The organism is Polaribacter sp. SA4-10 (genome assembly GCF_002163835.1).
In the GTDB taxonomy this organism is placed as follows: Bacteria; Bacteroidota; Bacteroidia; order Flavobacteriales; family Flavobacteriaceae; genus Polaribacter.
The window spans coordinates 865,583-885,646 of record NZ_CP019331.1 but is presented as its reverse complement, the minus strand read 5'-3'; the positions used below and the strand labels follow the sequence as shown (position 1 = coordinate 885,646).

At 28.5% G+C, this 20,064-nt stretch carries 23 protein-coding genes; 7 read left to right on the top strand and 16 right to left on the bottom strand.

Annotated elements, in window-relative coordinates:
• Positions 1-49 precede the first annotated feature (49 nt).
• The 3 genes from folD to ffh are packed head-to-tail and all read right to left on the bottom strand — an operon-like array spanning position 50 to position 3,732.
• Complete coding sequence (gene folD, locus BTO04_RS04045) at positions 50-931, bottom strand: bifunctional methylenetetrahydrofolate dehydrogenase/methenyltetrahydrofolate cyclohydrolase FolD (protein ID WP_087563277.1); 882 nt, start codon at positions 929-931, stop codon at positions 50-52.
• Positions 928-2,358 (bottom strand): hypothetical protein, encoded by a 1,431-nt coding sequence (locus tag BTO04_RS04040; RefSeq protein ID WP_087563276.1) that lies wholly within the window; start codon positions 2,356-2,358, stop codon positions 928-930. The genes folD and BTO04_RS04040 overlap by 4 nt, the downstream gene beginning before the upstream one ends.
• A gap of 45 nt (positions 2,359-2,403) precedes the next feature.
• Entirely contained in the window at positions 2,404-3,732 is a 1,329-nt protein-coding gene (gene ffh, locus BTO04_RS04035) for a signal recognition particle protein (RefSeq protein ID WP_087563275.1), read from the bottom strand.
• A 197-nt stretch (positions 3,733-3,929) separates the two neighbouring features.
• On the opposite strand from ffh, the gene BTO04_RS04030 reads away from it, so the two are divergent.
• A complete protein-coding gene (locus tag BTO04_RS04030) occupies positions 3,930-4,145 on the top strand; it encodes a YwbE family protein (protein WP_368356301.1) in 216 nt (71 codons plus the stop codon).
• A 1-nt stretch (position 4,146) separates the two neighbouring features.
• Here BTO04_RS04030 and BTO04_RS04025 read toward each other — a convergent pair whose 3' ends face one another.
• The 4 genes from BTO04_RS04025 to mtaB are packed head-to-tail and all read right to left on the bottom strand — an operon-like array spanning position 4,147 to position 7,836.
• A complete protein-coding gene (locus BTO04_RS04025; RefSeq protein WP_087563273.1) occupies positions 4,147-5,058 on the bottom strand; it encodes a lytic transglycosylase domain-containing protein in 912 nt (303 codons plus the stop codon).
• Positions 5,059-5,102: 44 nt separating this feature from the next.
• Complete coding sequence (locus BTO04_RS04020) at positions 5,103-5,762, bottom strand: alpha/beta hydrolase (protein WP_087563272.1); 660 nt, start codon at positions 5,760-5,762, stop codon at positions 5,103-5,105.
• Complete coding sequence (locus BTO04_RS04015) at positions 5,762-6,496, bottom strand: DUF6438 domain-containing protein (RefSeq protein ID WP_087563271.1); 735 nt, start codon at positions 6,494-6,496, stop codon at positions 5,762-5,764. Before BTO04_RS04015 ends, BTO04_RS04020 begins: the two co-directional genes overlap by 1 nt.
• A 5-nt stretch (positions 6,497-6,501) precedes the next feature.
• A complete protein-coding gene (mtaB, locus tag BTO04_RS04010) occupies positions 6,502-7,836 on the bottom strand; it encodes a tRNA (N(6)-L-threonylcarbamoyladenosine(37)-C(2))-methylthiotransferase MtaB (RefSeq protein WP_087563270.1) in 1,335 nt (444 codons plus the stop codon).
• A 124-nt stretch (positions 7,837-7,960) separates the two neighbouring features.
• Between mtaB and BTO04_RS04005 the strand changes: the two genes are divergently transcribed.
• Together BTO04_RS04005 and BTO04_RS04000 are read left to right on the top strand one after the other, a co-directional pair.
• On the top strand, positions 7,961-8,458 hold the full coding sequence (locus BTO04_RS04005) for a GNAT family N-acetyltransferase (RefSeq protein WP_087563269.1): 498 nt from the start codon (positions 7,961-7,963) through the stop codon (positions 8,456-8,458).
• Positions 8,455-8,772: an antibiotic biosynthesis monooxygenase gene (locus BTO04_RS04000; protein ID WP_087563268.1), complete on the top strand. Its 318-nt coding sequence runs from the start codon at positions 8,455-8,457 to the stop codon at positions 8,770-8,772. Before BTO04_RS04005 ends, BTO04_RS04000 begins: the two co-directional genes overlap by 4 nt.
• 1 nt (position 8,773) lies before the next feature.
• Here the strand turns inward: BTO04_RS04000 and BTO04_RS03995 are convergent, their stop codons facing one another.
• The 8 genes from BTO04_RS03995 to BTO04_RS03960 all read right to left on the bottom strand — a co-directional run bounded on the left by BTO04_RS03995 (position 8,774) and on the right by BTO04_RS03960 (position 16,167).
• The gene (locus BTO04_RS03995; RefSeq protein ID WP_087563267.1) at positions 8,774-9,916 is read right to left on the bottom strand and encodes a geranylgeranyl reductase family protein; all 1,143 of its coding nucleotides are present in this window, start codon (positions 9,914-9,916) and stop codon (positions 8,774-8,776) included.
• Positions 9,917-9,947: 31 nt separating this feature from the next.
• Positions 9,948-10,955, bottom strand: a complete 1,008-nt coding sequence (locus tag BTO04_RS03990; protein ID WP_087563266.1) for an endonuclease/exonuclease/phosphatase family protein — start codon at positions 10,953-10,955, stop codon at positions 9,948-9,950.
• A gap of 2 nt (positions 10,956-10,957) precedes the next feature.
• The gene (locus BTO04_RS03985) at positions 10,958-11,806 is read right to left on the bottom strand and encodes a rhomboid family intramembrane serine protease (RefSeq protein ID WP_087565327.1); all 849 of its coding nucleotides are present in this window, start codon (positions 11,804-11,806) and stop codon (positions 10,958-10,960) included.
• Between the two features lie 7 nt (positions 11,807-11,813).
• Entirely contained in the window at positions 11,814-12,593 is a 780-nt protein-coding gene (locus tag BTO04_RS03980) for a rhomboid family intramembrane serine protease (protein ID WP_087563265.1), read from the bottom strand.
• 2 nt (positions 12,594-12,595) lie between these two features.
• Positions 12,596-14,410 carry a DNA mismatch repair endonuclease MutL gene (gene mutL, locus BTO04_RS03975; RefSeq protein ID WP_087563264.1) on the bottom strand — a complete coding sequence of 605 codons (1,815 nt, stop codon included), beginning with the start codon at positions 14,408-14,410 and terminating at the stop codon, positions 12,596-12,598.
• Positions 14,410-14,685 (bottom strand): riboflavin synthase subunit beta, encoded by a 276-nt coding sequence (locus BTO04_RS03970; protein WP_087563263.1) that lies wholly within the window; start codon positions 14,683-14,685, stop codon positions 14,410-14,412. Before BTO04_RS03970 ends, mutL begins: the two co-directional genes overlap by 1 nt.
• Before the next feature lie 144 nt (positions 14,686-14,829).
• Positions 14,830-15,336 carry a 6,7-dimethyl-8-ribityllumazine synthase gene (gene ribH, locus BTO04_RS03965; protein WP_087565326.1) on the bottom strand — a complete coding sequence of 169 codons (507 nt, stop codon included), beginning with the start codon at positions 15,334-15,336 and terminating at the stop codon, positions 14,830-14,832.
• A 66-nt stretch (positions 15,337-15,402) separates the two neighbouring features.
• The gene (locus tag BTO04_RS03960) at positions 15,403-16,167 is read right to left on the bottom strand and encodes a tetratricopeptide repeat protein (protein ID WP_087563262.1); all 765 of its coding nucleotides are present in this window, start codon (positions 16,165-16,167) and stop codon (positions 15,403-15,405) included.
• A 114-nt stretch (positions 16,168-16,281) separates the two neighbouring features.
• On the opposite strand from BTO04_RS03960, the gene BTO04_RS03955 reads away from it, so the two are divergent.
• Both BTO04_RS03955 and BTO04_RS03950 read left to right on the top strand, forming a co-directional pair.
• Positions 16,282-17,361: a DNA replication/repair protein RecF gene (locus tag BTO04_RS03955; RefSeq protein WP_087563261.1), complete on the top strand. Its 1,080-nt coding sequence runs from the start codon at positions 16,282-16,284 to the stop codon at positions 17,359-17,361.
• A 150-nt stretch (positions 17,362-17,511) separates the two neighbouring features.
• Positions 17,512-17,808 (top strand): DUF721 domain-containing protein, encoded by a 297-nt coding sequence (locus BTO04_RS03950; RefSeq protein WP_087563260.1) that lies wholly within the window; start codon positions 17,512-17,514, stop codon positions 17,806-17,808.
• 205 nt (positions 17,809-18,013) lie between these two features.
• Here BTO04_RS03950 and BTO04_RS03945 read toward each other — a convergent pair whose 3' ends face one another.
• Entirely contained in the window at positions 18,014-18,433 is a 420-nt protein-coding gene (locus tag BTO04_RS03945) for a nucleoside-diphosphate kinase (protein ID WP_087563259.1), read from the bottom strand.
• 78 nt (positions 18,434-18,511) lie between these two features.
• On the opposite strand from BTO04_RS03945, the gene BTO04_RS03940 reads away from it, so the two are divergent.
• Together BTO04_RS03940 and gldI are read left to right on the top strand one after the other, a co-directional pair.
• On the top strand, positions 18,512-19,540 hold the full coding sequence (locus BTO04_RS03940; protein ID WP_087563258.1) for a bifunctional oligoribonuclease/PAP phosphatase NrnA: 1,029 nt from the start codon (positions 18,512-18,514) through the stop codon (positions 19,538-19,540).
• Positions 19,530-20,060 (top strand): gliding motility-associated peptidyl-prolyl isomerase GldI, encoded by a 531-nt coding sequence (gene gldI, locus BTO04_RS03935; RefSeq protein WP_087563257.1) that lies wholly within the window; start codon positions 19,530-19,532, stop codon positions 20,058-20,060. Before BTO04_RS03940 ends, gldI begins: the two co-directional genes overlap by 11 nt.
• Positions 20,061-20,064 lie beyond the last annotated feature (4 nt).

Below are 20,064 nucleotides of genomic sequence, written 5' to 3'. Positions count from 1 at the left end.
ACGAGCTAATAAAAATTAGCTCGTTTTTATTTATAAAGTAAGCGTAAAATTATTTTTCACTATTTCTTTTACATGCTAATAGCGTATTCTTAAGTAACATAGCAATTGTCATTGGTCCAACACCTCCAGGAACAGGAGTTATAAAATCTGCTTTTTTAGACACTTCTTCAAAAGCAACATCACCAACTAATCTAAATCCGCTTTTCTTAGAAGAATCTGCTAAACGAGTAATACCAACATCAATAACAGTTACGTTGTCTTTTACCATATCCGCTTTTAAAAACTCTGGAATTCCAATAGCCGCAACAATAATATCTGCTTGTAAAGTAAATTCTTTTAAGTTTTTTGTTCTACTATGACACATGGTAACAGTGGCATTACCAACTTTTCTTTTTTGTGATAATAAAATACTCATTGGGCTACCAACAATATGACTTCTTCCTAAAACAACAACATGTTTTCCTGAAGTCTCAACATTATATCTGTCTAGTAATTCTAAAATTCCAAATGGAGTTGCAGAAATAAAAGTAGGTAAGTTTAATGCCATTTTACCAACATTTGTTGGATGAAAACCATCTACATCTTTATCAGGGTTAACAGCCATTAAGATTTTCTGTTCATCTATATGTTTAGGCAAAGGTAGTTGTACAATAAAACCATCTATGTCTTTGTCTATATTCAAAATAGCAATCTCATTTAATAAATCTTCTTCTGTAGTATCTTCTGATAATCTAATTAAAGTAGAGTTAAAACCTACACGTTCACAAGCTTTTACTTTTGCATTTACATACGTAATACTTGCTCCATCATTTCCAATAATTATGGCTGCTAAATGTGGTGTTTCTTTACCTTCATTTTGAAGCACTCTAACTTCAAGAGCAATTTCTTCTTTAATATCGGCTGCTGTTTTTTTTCCGTCTAATAAGATCATTTTTTATCTAAAATATATATTGTAATAGTTATGTTTAAATTTTTGAATTCTTTTAATATAATATAATTTTTATCTAAAATATTCAATTCTTCATCAGATAAATTATAAACTGTGGAATTGAGTACATATTTGTTTTTTCCTGTAAATTTAGTAAAAGATTTTTTATCACCACTAAAATCGATAAAGTCTAAGGTTGTAAGGTTTGGAAAAAAACTTGCTACATTAGAGACATCTAGTTGTTCTCTCTTTAAATAATCTATAGCTTTAATTCTTAAAGAATGGTATGGAACATGTGCTAAAGTTGCATCCCAACCTTGAGATATACTCTTTGGATATATCCAAAAGTTTCCTGAAATTAAGCCAAAGAATAATAAACCGTATATGAGTTTTTTCTTTGTGTAATATTTTTTAATAACGCGCAATGTTAATAAATTAAGACAGATAAATGAAACAATAAAATATCTATGTCCAAAGGCATTTGTAGAAAATAAAACAGCTATAATTATAAAAAATACTGCAGTAATTGAAAGCAATAAAAGTTGTTTGTTTTTTGTTGATTTAATTATTTTTCTTCCAAAGACAAATAAACTCACAAGTAAAAAGAGCATCATAAATATTCTACCAAAATCTAAATATCTATGAATTAATGTAATAGTATTTTTAAAAAATATTTTTGGAGTAGCAACTTTCCATAAACTTGCCCAAGGAGAATCAGGATGTGTTTGTAGCCATCCTTTTGTTAATAGTCTCCAAATAACGAACGTAACTCCTGGTAAACTTCCTAAAAAATAGAATAATAAAAACTTTAAATTGAAAATTGATTTTATTGTCTTCTTTTCAATATATAATTTATTTAATATATCATATAAGAATATACCACCAAAAAGCATCATACTTCTAAAAGAGACAATACTTAGAAAAAATAGGCCAATAAATTTAAAATTATTGTTTTTGAATAGAATGCCATTCAATGTTAGTAAAAAGAAGAATACAATAATAACTTCAGGATTCACTAAAACTAGTTGAGTAGATAATGTAGGATCTATTATTACTAATAAGAAAGCTAATATTTGATGTTTTCTATCTTCAACAAAATGAAATATAAATTTATATAATTGATAGAAGACACCAATTTTAAACGGTAACATTAATAAATGACTAACCCATAATTTATGACCCAAAGCTTTCCATGATAGTGCTAAAAGAAACCCTAAAAAAGGAGGGTGACCAGGGTCAAATTCATTAGGGATGGTCCAGTTAAAAACAGAATTATGGAATAAATGATTTCCCATTTTTGAAGCAAACAGAACATTGTCCCAAAACATCCCATTATTATTGGAAACAAAAAAAACAGAAAAGCCTAAAAGAATAAAAATAAAGTTCTTTATTTTTTCAAACTTAGATGTGCTCAAAATATTATTAATCATTCCTTAAATTAAAAAAGGCTACTTTTTAAAGCAGCCTAAAATATATTATTTCATTCCTTGCATCATTTCCATCATTTTTTTACCACCACCACCTTGCATCATCTTCATCATTTTGCTCATCTGGTTAAATTGTTTCATTAATTGATTAACTTCATTTACAGAAGTTCCAGAACCTTTTGCAATTCTCTTTTTTCTACTAGCATTGATAGCCGTTGGTGTGCTTCTTTCTAAAGGTGTCATAGAATGAATGATAGCTTCGATTCCTTTAAAAGCATCATCATCTATATCTACATCTTTCATTGCTTTTCCAGCTCCAGGAATCATTCCCATTAAATCTTTCATGCTTCCCATCTTTTTGATTTGTTGAATCTGACTTAAAAAGTCATCAAAACCAAACTGATTTTTAGCAATTTTCTTTTGTAGTTTTCTAGCTTCTTCTTCATCGTATTGATCTTGAGCACGCTCTACAAGAGAAATAACATCTCCCATTCCTAAAATACGATCTGCCATTCTATCTGGATGGAATACATCAATAGCATCCATTTTCTCTCCAGTACCAATAAACTTAATTGGTTTATCTACAACAGATTTAATTGATAATGCGGCTCCACCACGTGTATCTCCATCTAATTTTGTAAGAACAACTCCATCAAAATTTAAAATATCATTAAAAGCTTTTGCAGTATTTACAGCATCTTGCCCAGTCATAGAATCTACAACAAACAATGTTTCTTGTGGGCTTACAGCTTTATGAATATTAGAAATTTCATTCATCATTTCTTTATCCACAGCCAAACGACCAGCAGTATCAATAATAACTACATTTTTACCAGTTGCTTTTGCGTGTTTAATTGCATTTTGAGAAATTTCTACAGGATTATTATTTCCAACTTCTGCATACACTTCAACGCCAATTTGTTCTCCAACAACTTGTAATTGATTTATTGCTGCGGGTCTGTAAACATCACAACCAACTAATAAAACTTGTTTTGCTTTTTTATCTTTAAGATAGTTTGCTAATTTTCCAGAAAAAGTAGTTTTACCAGAACCTTGTAAACCAGACATTAAAATTACTGTTGGTGAGCCACCAAGATTAACACCTACAGTTTCTCCACCCATTAATTCAGTTAGTTCATCTTTTACTAACTTTATCATTAATTGTCCAGGGTTTAACGTTGTTAAAACGTCTTGACCTAATGCTTTGGTTTGAACCTTTTTGGTAAATTCTTTGGCAATTTTAAAGTTTACATCGGCATCTAATAAAGCTCTACGAACTTCCTTTAATGTCTCTGCAACATTTACTTCTGTAATTTTACCATGTCCTTTTAAGGTGTGTAAGGCTTTATCTAATTTATCGCTTAAATTACTAAACATAATTTTGTGTTCTTTTTTTGGAAACACAAATATAATAATTGTGCTTGTTTTTATAGATAAGATTAATGAAAATCATAAAGAATAATTGATAACTTACTTTTTTTTGTATAATTTCAATATTTTGATAGCTAAATGGTGTTTATTTATCAAAATTAAATAGAGAAAAAGGAGAAATTAATTCTTCTCTACTTATTTTTGTGAAAAATATTAGAATAATGATTGATGCAAGAAAACTTTCAAATATTAAAATTGGATTATTTGTAGAAATAGTACAAAAACCACATCAAAGAACAGGGGAGTTAACAGAAGGTGTAGTTGGTAAAATACTTACAAAATCTACGTATCATCCTCATGGAATAAAAGTTCAACTTGAATCTGGAATTGTTGGTAGGGTTAAAAATAGTATAGAATAAATTATTCTACAGGTATTTTAATCTCATACAACCTTCTGCTTTTATTATTTAGTTTATTTTCTCTTAACCACGGGTTTTGAAGCTTTAACTGTTTGTAATTTGTTCCAAATTTCTTTGCAAAAGAAGCAATATTAGAAATTACAGTATCAACTTTAACCGTTCTTGTTTTTATTGAAGTATATAAATCCTCTTTTTCAAAAACAAAACCATACTTTTCTGGATTAGATAAAACTTCCTTTAAAGCAACAATTCTAAAAACATATCTTTCCGTTTCATCAGGCAAAAGGGCATCGTAATAACTCGTTACTTGTTGTGCGCTTAATCTTTCAAAAATTCTTCTATTTCCTGCATTGTAAGCAGCAGCAGCTAATGTCCAAGAACCAAATTTTTCTTTGGCATATTTTAGATAAATTGCAGCAGCTCTTGTAGATTTTTCTATATGAAAACGCTCATCTACATTGTCATTTATTTCTAATCCGAATTTTTTTTCTTTAGCTGTATTTGGTAGAAAATGCCAAAGTCCAGAAGCACTAGCAGAAGAAGGGTTGTCCATTAATAAACCACTTTCTGCAACTGCTAAATATTTAAAATCATCTGGTAAACCATATTCTTCTAACAAAGGTTCGAGAATAGGGAAATATTTATTAGCACGTTTTAATAATAATAATCCATTAGATTGCCAATAGGTGTTTACAAGTAACTCTCTATCCATTCTTTCTCTAATATTAGGTTTATGAACAGGGACTATTTCTCCAGAAAAATTTAAATTAGCAGGAAGTTTTAGCGCTTTTACTTTATAGTTTTCATGTGTATTAGATTCTGGATCTACATCAGATTTATTAATAGCATTAATAAATAAAATAGTAAGAAAAGTAATACTTAGTAATGATAATATACGTTGTGGGTTATTCATATCGTTGCAATTTTATAGTATAAAAGTATGGAAATAGACTGGTTTTAAAAAGTTAAAACGTCATCAATAATTTTTGATATCTTTTTAGCCTTTGTAAGAATCATAATATGTGTTCCTCCTTTTACTTCTATTGATTTATTAATGTTTTTTATTGGAAAAACAGTGTCTTTTGTTCCATGAATATGGATAATTTCTTCCAATGATTTTTTTTGTTCCCATTTTAAAACATTGTAAATAGACCAATTTAGATATGTTTCACCTCTAACATAAAGGTATTTTTTATAGGTTTCTGATTTTTTTTTAAGAGATTTTCCTAAGAAATATTGTGCATACTCTTCAAAATTAGTAATAATTTTAGTCGGAAAAAATTTATAAATTTTAGTAAATTTTGCCATTTTAAATCTTTTAGGCAACTCTTTACTAGTCTTAACACTAGATATGATAATAATTTTTTTTGTATCTAAGAACTTACTCATTTCTTGTACCATAATTCCGCCAAAAGATACACCAACTAAAACAGGTTTTTCTGCTTTAACATCACTGCTCATTCTCATCGCATAATTAGTAATATCTTCTTCTAAAGCTAAAGGACTTTTCCAAGAAAGATAATGCAATTCATACTTTTCTTCAGATAATTTTAAGTTTTTAAAAATTTCTGGTCCAGCAGCTAAACCAGGGATAAAATAAATAGCGATTTTTGTCATTATAGAATCAATTCTTTTTTTATTAAAATTTCTTCTAAATATTTATATGCATAAATTAATTCATCTGGCACATTTTTCCAAATTTTTATTTCTACCTGCTTCTTTTTATAGGTAATAAATGTACTTGGAAGATCTGCAATAGTTTTGTCTATAAATGCATCGGAATAGGTATTGAATGATGTTTGAGAAAACAGTCGCTCAACTTTTTTCAATTGCTTTTCTGTTAAAGTGAATTCGTGTTTTCCTTTTGTTGGCACATTTTCAATACCATTAAAAATTACTTTTCCGTCTTTAAAAAAAGTAATATCATACACTGAGCAATTTCGATAACAATGCGTTTTTCTTAATTTAACTAAAGTATTTTCTATTAAATATTTTGCCTTTTCTAAAGCTTCATTTGAGCTTATTTCTACAGTTGAAAAAACATTTGATTCTTTTAGTCTCTGTAACCAAAAATCTTCTTTATCTATAGGTACATTTATTGTGGCAGCTTTAAAGTATTGGTCATTAATAACTAATTCGTTCCAAATTAAACCACTATTTTCAATTAAAGATTTTGCATCTATAACATTTTTAGGGTTTTTAAGTACAATAAAAAGTTCTTGATACAATTTTTTTACTTCTTTAATAATTTCTTTTTTGACTTCTTTTTCTTGAAGTTGTTTTTCAATTTTTTGCTTTGGTAGATTACAGCTTAAAGCCAAAACAAAAAAGAATAATAGAAAAAGTTTCATATTTTTTATAAAGTTACAACATCTTCAATAAAATCAAATCGTACCAAACCATCTTCATCAATGTTTGTTAGTGCAATTTTGTGTATTGTATTTATTAATTCTGGGTTCCAAGGAGATTTAACTTTTACATAATTCTCTGTAAACCCGTTTATATAACCTTCTTTATTTTCACTTTCAAATAAGACATTTAATGTATTTCCTAGTTGGCTTTCATAAAAAGATCTACGCTTTTTTGCAGATAAACCACGCAACATTTTACTTCGTTTTGCTCTCACTTTTTTTGCGATAACGCCATCTATTTCTACAGCCTCTGTATTTGGTCTTTCAGAATATGTAAAAACATGTAAGTAAGAAATATCTAAATCATTTAGATAATTGTAAGTTTCTAAAAATAATTCATCAGTTTCTCCAGGGAAACCAACAATAACATCAACACCAATACATGCATTTGGCATCATTTCTTTTATTCTAGAAACTCTATTTGTATAAGTGCTTTTCATATAACGACGTTTCATCTTTTTCAATAATTCGTCGCTACCACTTTGTAAAGGAATATGAAAATGCGGAACAAAAGTGTTTGATTTTGAAACAAACGCTATCGTTTCATCTTCTAAAAGATTAGGCTCTATAGAAGATATTCTTAAACGATGAATTCCTTCAACTTTATCTAGTTCTTTAACCAATTCTAAAAAAGTATGCTCGTGTTTTTTGTTACCAAATTCACCTTTTCCATAATCCCCAATATTTACACCCGTTAAAACAATTTCTTTAATCCCTTTTTCTGATATTTCTTTCGCATTTTTAAGTACATTTTCTACGGTATCACTTCTAGAGATTCCTCTAGCCAAAGGAATTGTACAATAAGTACATTTATAATCGCAACCATCTTGTACTTTTAAAAAAGCACGAGTTCTATCTCCAATAGAATAAGAACCTACATAAAAATCGGCTTCAGATATTTCACAAGAATGGACTTCACCAATGTTATTTTTGGTTAAGTCATTTATATAACTGGTAACATTAAATTTTTCTGTTGCTCCTAAAACTAAGTCAACACCATCTACAGCAGCTAATTCTTCTGGCTTTAATTGTGCATAACAACCAACAGCAATTAAAAAAGCTTCGTCGTTTTTCTTTAAAGCAGATTTTACAATCGATTTAAAACGTTTATCAGCATTATCTGTAACAGAGCAAGTATTTATTACATAGATATCTGCTTTCTCTTCAAATTCAACCCTATTAAAACCTTCGCTTACAAAATTACGAGCAATGGTAGAAGTTTCAGAGAAATTTAATTTACATCCTAAAGTGTAAAATGCTACTTTTTTATCTGTGTTCATTTTTCCTGTTTTTTAACCTAAAAATAGAAACTTTAAATGAATAAATAATTTTTTAAAGTTCTTATAGTATATTTACAAAAGCTGTCTTAGACAGTTTAAGGAGTGCGAAAATACGATATTATTCATGATTTTTGAAACTGAAAAACTAATTGTTAGAAAACTAATTTTAGAAGATTTACTTGCTTTTCATGAGCTTGAAAGTAATCGCTTAGTCTTGAAATATGCAACAGGAGAGGTGAAAACTTTGGATGAAAATAAAATAGAACTTAATAAATTGACTGCTAAATATGATTTAGAGAATAATGATTTTTGGATTTATGCTATTGAAAGGAAATCTGACAGGAATTTTGTTGGTACTGTGGCATTCGTAAAAGATGGAGAAGATGATGAAATAGGGTACCGATTTCTACAAAAATATTGGGGAAATGGTTTTGGAACAGAGATCTGTGAGGGGGTAATTTTGTATTGTAAACAATTAGGAATGCCTAAAATAATAGGATATGTTGTTGATAAAAATATTGCTTCAGTTAAAATTTTAAAAACTTTTAATTTTAGAGTAGTCAACCATTTTATTAGTGATGATATTAAATTGCCAGAAACAAAATACGAATTAATTTTATGATAATAGATAAATTAACAACACCATATTACGCTGTAATTTTTTCTACAATTGTATCAGAAGATTTAGATGGGTATTTAGAAACAGCAGAAAGAATGGAAGAACTGGCTAAAGAGCAAAAAGGATATTTAGGAATTGAGTCTGCAAGAAATAAAATAGGAATTACAGTTTCTTACTGGCAAACTCTAGATGATATTGTTTTATGGAAAAACAATATAGAGCACACAGAAGCCAGAAATCTAGGAAGAGAAAAATGGTATAAAAAATACCAATTACGAATTTGTAAAGTTGAAAGTGAATATGGGTTTGAAAAATAAACTAAAAAAGTTTCTCTTTAATTTTTGCATTTAATTTCTCTGAAACATTTGTAGGAAAAGGTCTATCTCCATGTAAAATATCAACCATAACATCACTAAAATGTTGGCCATATTTTTTTAGTATAAAGTTTCTAATAGGATTATTATGATAAAAGAATTTAGACAAAGTAGCACCAGATTTTAATTCTGGTAATAATTTAATATTCAACTTTTCTAAATATTTTTTTTTTGCTAATTCTTTATTTAAACTACTTTCTATAATTGCTTCAGCTACATATTTTCCGCTTAAAATAGCATTAGATATTCCTTCTGCAGTAACTGGTTCTGCAAAACCAGCAGCATCACCAATTAAAAATACATTATTTTTTACAAATCCATCAGTTCTTGGTGCAATCGGAATTTGAAACCCATGTGCATCTTCCTTTATAATGTTTTTAATACCAAGTGTTTGTAAATACTTTTTGTAATAATCTTTAAGGTTAATTTTTCCTTTTTTTGTAGTTAACACTCCTAAAGATAAATGATTTTTCTTAGGAAAACTCCATGCATAACCATAAGGAACAGCATCAATATCAAAACGAACAGTTTTAGATAAACGTTTAAAATCTTCTTCAGAAACTTCTACTTCATATTCTAAAGCGGGTATTAATTTACGTGTATCTTCTTTCCAACCTGCCATTTTTGCTGTCGGACTTAAAACACCATCAGCTGCAATAATAAAATTTGCAGAAATATCTCCTTGAGAGGTTTTTAAAATAGATTTTTCATTTTTAAAATCAATACTTTTTAGCGTATGATTTTCTAATAAAGTGACGCCAAATTCTTTTGCTTTTTCAACAATTAAATTATCAAAAGCGTCTCTCATAATCATTGTTATGATAGGCTTTTTTTTAGTAGATTGATACTGAATTTTATTATTATTAAAGTAACTATTTACAGCAAAAAATTCACGTTCAATTACGTTGTCAATTTCAAAAGGCATGTTCTTTCTTCCTCTATTAACAAAACCACCACCACATGTTTTATATCTTGGTAAGGTCTCTTTTTCTATGATAACAGTAGAAATTCCCTGTTTACCTAAGTAAAAAGCTGTAGATGCTCCTGAAGGTCCACTACCAATTATTGCAACATCAAAGTGATTCATTTTCTATAATTTTAATGTGAAGGTAATGATTTTACCAATTAATTTTGGCTTGAACAGCGTAGTGGTCAGAAAATTTTTCTGAGAATGTAGAAAACTGATTTATAATAGCATTAGTGTCTGTTAAAATAAAATCTATTCTCAAAGGAAATTTATATTCAAATGTTTTTCCAAAACCTTTTCCAGCTTCAATAAAAGCATCTTTCTTGTCCTTAGAAATTTTATTGTAGACCCAAGAATATGCAGTATTATTAAAATCACCACAAACAACTTTTTTCCCTTTCCATTGTTGTTCGTGCTCTAAAAATTTAGCAGTTTGAGATCCTTGTTTTTGAAATGAATTGGTCACTCTTTTTAATAATTTTTCTGAATTTTCTTGTCCAAAATTTTCTTCATTTGGCCTTATTTTTAAAGACTGTAAATGCAAATTATAAAGCCTAATCGTATCTTTTTGCTTTACAATATCGACAAATATAATGTTATTAGCGGTTTCTTTAAAATTGAAAGATCCGGAATTTATAATTTTAAATTTCGAATAAATTGCCAATCCGAATTTACTTTTAGCATTTTTAGTTTTAATATATTTGTAAGGAAATGTAAGATTTATTTTCTTTTTTTGATAAAACTCTTGTAGTACTAAAACATCAGGATTCTGATACTTAATAAAAGCAAAACCATTTTTTTCTAAGGTATCTTTTTTATTGTCGAATAAATCGAATGTTTTTACGTTATAACTCATCACTTTTAAATCATTGTTTAAAGACGAATTTTTACCAGACATTTTGTAGAAGGGAGGTAAAAAGAACCAACCAATAACTAAAATAATAATGGAGAGAAAAAACTGTTTTTTTAGTGTAATTAACCAATAAATAACAAAAAGAAGATTTAAAATAATTAAAAACGGCACAAAAAGGCTTAAAACAGCAAAAATAGGAATTGTATTTGGAGATACAAAAGGCAGGAAATAAGAAAGTAACAACACTGTTGCTAAAAGCGAATTTACTAAGTATAAAATCTTGTCAACAAAAGATAAATTCTTCATATTTATTTTCCTTGTTTAAACAAAAAATCTTTTTCTGATTTGGTTAATGTATCGTAACCAGATTTACTTATTTTATCTAAAATAACGTCTATTTGTTGTTGATTTATAGAAGTGTGTTTTGTGCTTTGCTTCTTCTTTGGCGACTTGTAAACTGTTTTTAAAGGCTTTCTTTTCGTTTTAAATAATGATGAAATTTTGCTAAACAAGTTTAATCCTTTATTACTAGATTGATTTACATATAAATAGCCAAAAACACTTCCTCCTAAATGAGCAAAATGGCCACCAGCATTATTTCCTGCAATTCCTAAAACATCTAATAATATCCAAATTGCTGCCAAATGCCATAATTTTACAAAACCAATAAAGCGTATGTTTAGTTGATAATTAGGTATGTAGGTTGCTATTCCAATAAATATTCCTGAAATTCCTGCGGAAGCACCAACTAATACAGATGATTTACCTTCAAATAAAGGAAAATAATTTTGACTTAATAAATACAAAATTCCACCAAAGAAAGTACCTAATAAGTAAAATGTAAGTAATTGTTTTTGAGTGAAATATTCAATAAATAAATTACCAATAAAGTACAATGTAATTAGGTTAAATAAGACGTGTAAAAATCCGTCATGTAAAAACCCGTAAGAAATAATGGTCCATGGTTTTGTAAAAAAAACTGCATATTCTGCATCTAAAGAAAACCAATTTATAAGCCAATTTATTTCTCCTTTATACAAACCTTGAAAAACACTAAAAAGCAGTGTAGCGGCAAACACAGCAAGATTAATGTAAATTAGCTTTTCTACAATAGTGCCTTTTTTAAAGCGCGATTTTATGTCTTCTATAAAACTCATTTTATTATTAATTCCAACGTTTATTATCTGTTTTTTTCCAATACCAAGCAATTAAAAAACCAATTAAAGCCCCACCAACATGCGCAAAATGTGCTATGTTTCCAACAGAATATTTTGTCATTCCAAAGAATAAATCAAAAGCAATAATTATTGGAATAAAGTATTTTGCAGCGATAGGTATAGGTAAAAAGATCAATGCTAGTTTTGCATCTTTAAAATAGATTCCAAAGGCTACTAAAACTCCATAAACAGCACCAGAAGCACCCACTGCTTTTGTATCATAATAATTGCTAGCTTGTATTAAATCGTCTCCCAAACCAGGATAAACATTTAAGCTATTATTTGTAGATAATACGTTATTCGCTTTTTCAATAAATTCTGATGTAGTACTTCCAGAAAAGTCAAAAATTCGAGTAAGTTCACCATCTGTTATTCCAGCATTAATCAGTTGTTCATATAAACCGTTAAATTGATAATAATTAACCAAAGTATAAATTAACCCAGCTCCTAATCCTGCAGAAAAATAAAAGAAAATAAACTTCTTTTTTCCCCACATTTGTTCCAATGGTGTTCCAAATGCCCATAAACCATACATGTTAAAAAGTATATGTGCAAAACTACCATGCATAAACATGTGGGTAATATATTGCCAAAAACCAAAATGTTCATTTTGAGGAAAATGTAATGCTAAAATATTAGTAAGATCTAATTTTAAAAGTTGTGGAACAACAAATAAAATTACATTTATGATTATTAAGTGCTTTATTGCATCTGTAAGTTTATTCATTTCTAGCTATTAAATAATGAATCTATTTCGTTTAATGTTAGTGTTTTAAAAGTAGCTTTACCAAAAGGTGAAACTGTTGGCTCTTTGCAAGAGAACAAATTATTTACTAAACTTTCTTGTTCTTTTTCAGAAAGTAGCGTTCCTGTTTTTATGGATAAAGTTCTTGCAAATGATTTTGCCATTACATCAAAATGACTAAAACTTGCATCTGGCACTTCTAAATTAATATCGTTTAATAATTCTTCTAAAATAATGGTAATTTTACTTTCTGTTACAGAAACCGGTATTCCTTTTATAATAACACTGTCTTTGGTAAATTCATCAAAAGAAAAACCAGCATTTTCTAATTCTGTTTTAATTGTATAAATCATTTCTATTTCTGCTGATGAAAAAGAAATTTTTACGGGAAATAATAATTGCTGACTATTAGCTTCTTTAACGGTTATACTTTCTAAAAATTGTTCATATAAAATACGTTGATGCGCCAAAGATTGATTGATTAAAACGACTCCAGATTTTATAGAACTTAACAAGTATTTTCTTTGAATTTGAAATGTCTTCTGTGTTTTTATTTCTTGTTGATTTTCAAATAATTCTTCTTGTTTTTGCTCATCCGTAATGGCAACAGAAGTATATAACGATTCCCAACTTTCTGTTTGTTTTTCTCTTCTGTATGGAAAAGTAATTTCTTTTTGTTCTAATTCTTTAAACGGATTAAAATCTGGATCAACAGAAATTTGTGGTGTTTTTGTAGATTTTCTATTTGTGTTTAAATGATAAGAAGTATCTAGGTTAGCATCTCTATTAAAATCTAAAAGAGGCGCAACATTATATTGCCCTAAACTATGTTTAACAGTTGCGCGCAACATTGCGTACAATGCCTTTTCATTATCAAACTTTATCTCTGTTTTTGTTGGATGAATATTTATATCAATTGTGTTTGCAGGGACTTTTAAATACAAAAAATAGGAGGGATGAGAACCTTGTTCTAACAACCCATCAAAAGCATTTACAACAGCATGATTTAAATACGAACTTTTTATAAAACGATCATTTACAAAAAAGAATTGTTCCCCACGTTTTCTTTTAGAGAACTCTGGTTTTGCAACAAAACCTTCAATAGTTAAAATATCTGTTTGTTCTTGTATTGGAACTAATTTTTCATTCATTTTAGTACCAAAAATAGCAACAATTCGTTTTCTTAAATTACTACTTTTTAAATGATAAACTTCATTGTTATTATGATGTAATAAAAAAGAAATATTTGAGTGTGCTAAAGCTACTCGTTGAAATTCATCAATAATATGACGCGTTTCTATAGTATCTGATTTTAAAAAATTTCTTCTTGCAGGAATATTGTAAAACAGATTTTTTACAGACAAGCTTGTTCCTTTTCCTGTAGAAATAAAATCTTGAGAAATAATTTTACTTCCTTCAATTTTTAATTGTGCACCAAGTTCCTCGTTTTCTTGTTTTGTTTTTAACTCTACATGCGCAATTGCAGCAATAGAAGCTAAAGCTTCACCACGAAAGCCTTTGGTATTTAAGTTAAATAAATCTTCTGCTTTTTTTATTTTTGAAGTTGCATGACGCTCAAAACACATTCTTGAGTCTGTTGTACTCATGCCTTTTCCGTCATCAATTACTTGAATTAACGTTTTTCCTGCGTCTTTTAAAAGTAATTTTATATTAGTTGCTCCAGCATCAATAGCGTTTTCTAATAATTCTTTTACAACAGAAGCTGGGCGCTGAACGACTTCTCCTGCAGCAATTTGATTCGCAACATGATCTGGTAAAAGTTGAATAATATCAGACATTAATTCCTTTTAAATATAGATAAATCGAAATCTATGATGTACAAAAAGATGAAGACTAAGACTGCAATGATGATTAAGAGTGTTTTATTAACGCTTTTATCTGAGTTTTTTAAATCATCAATAGCATCACCGAATTTCCCTTTAATACCTTTGTTTTTACCAGCAGTTTTTCTAAACTGATCTAGTTTATGCTCTATTTTATAAGGACTTCCTTCTCCTTTATAATAACGAGGTTGGTAGTCAAATTTGTTATGTGTGCGTTTTAAAAATCCCATAGTTTTAGAAATAATTGATGAATATTGATTTAAATAAAATCAAATATGATACCAATTTTATAGTATTTCAAATTTACAGAATTAAAAGTAATTCCTCGAAAAATGAAGTTAAAAGTATTCTTAATTTTCTAAAAGTGTTTTTATTTAAAAACCAATACTTTCACTTTTGTTGTCTATATTTTTTATAGCAGCCATTTTTACAGCAGCAACAGCACATTCAATCCCTTTATTACCCAGTTTACCACCAGATCTATCTAAAGATTGTTGTTTTGTATTGTCTGTAAGGACACAAAAAATAACAGGAACATTGTATTTAATATTTAAATCTACAATTCCTTGTGTTACTCCTTCGCAAACAAAGTCGAAATGTTTTGTTTCTCCTTGAATTACGTTTCCTATGGCAATTATTGCATCAACTTGTTGAGATTCAATCATTTTTTTGCAACCAAAGACAAGTTCAAAACTCCCTGGAACATCCCAAGAAATAATGTTCTCTTTTTTTGCACCACAATCAATTAAAGCTTCAATTGCACCTTTTTGTAAGTTTTTTGTAATTTCTGGATTCCATTCAGAAACAACAATCCCAAATCGAAAAGATTTCGCATTTGGGATTGTAGCTGTATCGTAATAAGACAAATTAGTTGTTGCCATTTTTATTTCAATATTTGGTATTGAGTAATCAGTAAGCATTTGCTAACTGCAACTTTTTACTGAGAACTAGTTAGCGTATTTTGCTGCTGCAATAAACTTCTCTATATCTTTACCTTGGTCAGATTTAGAATAGTTCTCTTTAATTTGAGTAAATAATTTTTCAGCTTTATCAAATTCTTTTAAATGCATTGCCGTTTGACCCGCTTTGTATAAAAATAAAGGAGTAGTAAACTCATTTGATTTTTTATTTGCTGCTTTTTCGTAATAATTTAAAGCATCTTCCTGTTGATCGATATCTGAAAAAGCATCTCCAATTGCACCTAATGCAGTTGGGCCTAATAGTTCATCATCAGAATCAAATTTACTTAAATATTCAATTGCTTTATCATATTGCTTCATTTGTAAATATGAAATACCAGCATAATAGTTTGCTAAATTACCAGCATCAGTTCCACTATAAGAATCTGCAATATCTAAAAAACCATAATTACCATCTGCACCTTCTAAACTTAAAGTAAGTAAAGAATCGATACCAGAACCAGCAGTTGCAGCTTCATCAAAATAATTTCTTGGAAAAGCTAATTCATTAGAAGCAGCTAATTCATTTGGCTCAACTACATATTTATTATATCCTAAATAGGCTAAAAAGATAACAACAACAGTTATTAGAGAATAAAATAACGGTTTGCTATTTTTCTCTATCCATTGTTCAGATCTAGAAGCAGTTTCTTCTAAAGTGTTTAATACTCCAGCAGTTTCAAATTCTGATTCATCAATTTGATTTTCTTCTTTTTTACCTTCTGGTTTATATTTTTTCTTGTATGTAGCCATATTTCCTTAAAAATTAGTGGCGACAAAAATAGTTTTTTTAATTGGATTTTAAAAGCGGATAATTCGCAAAATTTTCAATAATTTGCAATTCCTTTTTAAAGCCATCATTTATTCATGTATTTACAGAAGATATCTTTAGTTAATTTTAAGAATATAGCATCGCAATCTTTTGATTTTCAGCAGAAAATTAATTGTTTTGTTGGAGATAATGGTGTTGGTAAAACCAATGTTTTAGACGCTATTTATTACTTGTCTTTTGCAAAAAGTTACTTTAATTCGGTTGCTGGACAAAATATTAAGCATGGAGAAGGTTTTTTTATGGTGGAAGGAGATTACCTTTTAAGCGATAGAAGCGAGAAAATTGTTTGTAGTTTAAAACGGGGTCAGAAAAAAGTATTAAAAAGAAATGGGAAGAGTTATGAGAAATTTTCTGAACATATTGGTCAACTACCTTTAGTTATTATTTCTCCTGCAGATAGAGATTTGGTAACAGAAGGAAGTGATACGAGAAGAAAATTTATAGATGGTGTAATTTCTCAACAAGATAAAAGGTATTTACAAGATTTAATTTCGTATAATAAGGTGTTAAGTCAAAGAAATGCGTTGTTAAAATATTTTGCTGCAAATAGAACTTTTGACGCCTTAAACTTAAGTGTTTATGATGATCAGTTAAGCGAATATGGTACGCGTATTTACGAAGTTAGGAAAGCTTTTTTAGAGAAGTTTATTCCTATTTTTAATGAAAAATATCAAATTATTTCTAATGATAAGGAAAGTGTTAATTTAGTATATAAGAGTCAGTTAAATGATTTTTCTATAAAAGAATTGTTGCAAAAATCATTAGAAAAAGATAAGATTATTCAATATACAACGTCAGGAATTCATAAAGATGATTTAAGTTTTGAAATTGGTGAGTATCCAATTAAGAAATTTGGCTCTCAAGGGCAGCAGAAATCATATTTAATTGCATTGAAATTTGCTCAGTTTGAGTTTATTAAACAACAATCTAGTGTAGTTCCTATTTTATTGTTAGATGATATTTTTGATAAATTAGATGAAGGTAGAGTGTCTCAAATTATAGATTTGGTAAATAATGATGAATTTGGACAAATATTTATAACAGATACACATCATGATAGAACAGAGAATATTTTAAAACAGAGTAACAAACCATACCAGATTTTTAAATTATAATGGCATTACGAGGAAGAATGACGAAGTAATGTGTTAATCAATAAAGAGATTGCCACATCATGCCCAAAAAGCATGATTCGGGATGACAAGTTAGAAAAAATACAAATAATTGGCGAATGGCCAAAAGCCAAAAGCTAAAAGCGAATAACAATGGCAAAAAGAGAAAACGATTCCTTTTCAGTAAAAGATTTAATGCAAAGTTTTATCAAAGAAAATAATTTGACGAAAGGAATGCAGAAATTAAAAATTGAAGAAACTTGGACTCAAATGATGGGGCCAGGAGTTGCAACGCATACAAGTTCTGTTAAACTACAAAATAAAACGTTAATAATTAGCCTTACATCGTCTGTTTTACGTGAAGAATTAAGTTACGGAAAAGAAAAAATCATTAAAATGATGAATGAAGAAATTGGAGATAACGTAATTTCTAAATTGATTTTGGTGTAAGTTTTAAGGATGCGCTAATATTAACATCAATATGGAACGTTTCAATGTTTATTTTGGTAGTTAGGGAAGTTTGAGTTTTTTTCTTTTACAAACAAACTAAATTCTCTACTATTTTTATCGTTTTAAATTATAAAAAAAAACTCGTAAACAATTAAGTTACGAGTTTTTACTAAATATATTTTAGACTAAGAGCTTCTAAAAATTCTTAGAATTTATCTCTACCAGAAAAATGGAAGTTACCTTCAATTTCTGCATTTTCGTCAGAATCAGAACCATGAACAGCATTTTCTCCCATAGAAGTTGCATATAATTTTCTAATAGTTCCTTCAGCAGCATCAGCAGGGTTTGTAGCACCAATTAAAGTTCTAAAATCTTCTACTGCATTTTCTTTCTCTAAGATTGCAGCTACAACGGGTCCTCTTGTCATGAACTCAACTAATTCTCCAAAAAACGGACGCTCATTATGCACTGCATAAAAAGCTTCAGCATCAGTTTTTGTCATTTGAGTTTTCTTTAAAGCTACAATTCTAAATCCTGCAGCATTCATTTTTTCTAATATTGCGCCAGTATGTCCGTTTTCTACAGCATCTGGTTTAAGCATTGTAAATGTTCTATTTGTTGCCATTATAAATGTTTTTTAAGTTTTCTTAAAATCGGCGCGAAATTACACAATTTTTTTAATTAAAGTGTATATTCGCAACTTATGATTTTAAAGGAATTAGACAGTTTAAAAACATTTCTAGAAAAACCAAGAAATATTGTTGTCATAGGACATAGAAATCCAGATGGAGATGCTATGGGTTCTACTTTAGCATTGTACCATTATTTTAATAAGAAAGGGCACAATACAACGGTTGTAGTTCCTAATGAATACCCAGATTTTTTACACTGGTTGCCAGGTTCTGATACTACATGTCGTTTTGATTGGCAAAACACACAATCTAAAAAAGCGATTGATACTTCTGATATTATTTTTCTGTTAGATTTTAATGCATTGCACAGAGTTGGTCATGATATGCAAAAGACATTAGAGAAGTACCCAAATGATTTTGCAATGATAGATCATCATCAACAACCAGATGATGTAAAATATATGTATTCTGATGTTACTATTTGTTCTACGTGTCAAATGGTATATCAATTTATTGAAATGAATAACGATTTAGATTTAATTGATAAAGACATTGCTACTTGTTTGTATACAGGAATTATGACTGATACAGGTTCTTTTCGCTTTCGTTCTACAACTAGTAAAACACATAGAATTATTGGTGATTTAATTGATAAAGGAGCAGAAAATGATAGAATTCATAATAACGTTTATGATTCTAATTCTTATGGAAGGCTTTTGTTGTTGGGACAAGCATTAAGTAACTTACAAATTTTACCAGAATACAAAACGGCTTTTATCACTTTAACAGATGAAGAAAAAAAGAAGTTTGATTTTCAAAAAGGAGATACAGAAGGTGTTGTAAATTATGCACTTTCTTTAAAAGGAATTATTTTTGCAGCTATTTTTATTGAAGATAACGATCAGAATAGTATAAAAATATCTTTTAGATCAAAAGGAAAATTTTCTGTAAATCAATTTGCAAGAAATCATTTTGAAGGTGGTGGACATGATAATGCAGCTGGAGGGAAATTTGATGGCTCAATAGAAGAAATAGTAACAAAGTTTAAAGCTTTATTACCTGAATATAAAATAGAATTAGAATTGTCTTATGAAAGTTAAAATACTATTTTTTCTTACTATTTTGTGTTTTGGTTGTTCTAAAGTAACACCTAGAAAACCAATAAACCCAAAACCATCAACTACGCTGTTAACTGAAACAATAGAAGAATCTAAAGTGTTAAATAAAATGGAGGACGAAAAAATTCTTCAATTAATAAAAAGAGATTCAACTAAAGCTTATACCGTTTCTTCAAATGGATTTTGGTATACATATATTACTAAAATAGAAGAGGAATTAAAAACTCCTAAAGCAGGAGATGAAGTAAGTTTCACCTATAATATTACAGATTTAAATGATGCTATAATTTATAGTAAAGAAGAGTTAGGTGTTAAAATTTATAAAGTAGACAAAGAAGATTTTATTTCTGCAATTCAGAAAGGAATAAAGTTGATGAAAGTGGGAGAAATTATTACATTTGTCATTCCTTCTTATTCTGCTTTTGGTATTTCTGGAGATGGAAATAAAATAGGAATAAATCAATCAATAAAAAGTACAGTAACATTAATAAGTATAAAATAAATTA